We start from the raw sequence: 825 nt of genomic DNA on the forward strand, positions 1-825 counted from the left end.
TCGGTTCGGCGGTGAATCAGGATGGGCCGTCGTCGGGTCAGACGGTGCCGTCGGGTCCGGCGCAGCAGGCGGTGGTGCGGGCGGCGTTGGCGTCGGCGCGGTTGACGCCCGCTGATGTGGATTACATCGAGGCGCACGGCACCGGTACGGCGCTGGGTGATCCGATCGAATTGGATGCGCTGGCACAGGTTGTCGCCGACCGGGGCGGCTCCGCCCCGCTGGTGATCGGCGCGGCGAAGACCAACCTCGGCCACCTGGAGTCCGCGGCCGGGGTGACCGGCTTCATCAAGACCGTGCTCAGCGTGCAGCAGGGCTTCGTGCCGCCGCACATCAACTTCAACACGCTGACACCGAACGCCTCAGCCGGCGCGTCGCAGTTCGTCATCCCAGTCGACGGCATGGCCTGGCCCGCGGTGGAACGCCCGCGCCGTGCCGGGGTGTCGTCGTTCGGCGTGTCCGGCACCAACGCGCACGTGGTGATCGAACAGGCTCCCGCTGTGGAACCGGTTGCGGCCGAGGCTTCTTCGCCGATTCAGACGTTGGTCATCTCCGGTAAGACGCCGCAGCGAGTCGCCGCGAACGCCGGGGCACTCGCCGACTGGCTGGCCGGTGACGGCGCGGACGTGCCACTCGCCGACGTCGCCCACACCCTGGGCCGGCACCGAAGCCGGTTCAAGTACGCCACGGCGGTCTGCGCCCGGGACCACGCCCAGGCGATCACCGGGTTGACGGCACTGGCGGCCGGGGAATCCGCGCCCGGTGTGGCGGAGGTCGGCCCCACCCGGTCCGGCACGGTGTTCGTGTTCTCGGGTCAGGGTTCGCATT

At 70.7% G+C, this 825-nt stretch carries 1 protein-coding gene; it reads left to right on the top strand.

Features of this window, described 5'->3' with window-relative positions:
* The coding region (locus tag KIH27_RS22160; RefSeq protein ID WP_284144797.1) for a KS-MAT linker domain-containing protein at positions 1–825 on the top strand (825 nt) is incomplete at both ends.

The sequence above is a fragment of the Mycolicibacter acidiphilus genome, assembly GCF_018455725.1.
GTDB lineage: Bacteria > Actinomycetota > Actinomycetes > Mycobacteriales > Mycobacteriaceae > Mycobacterium > Mycobacterium acidiphilum.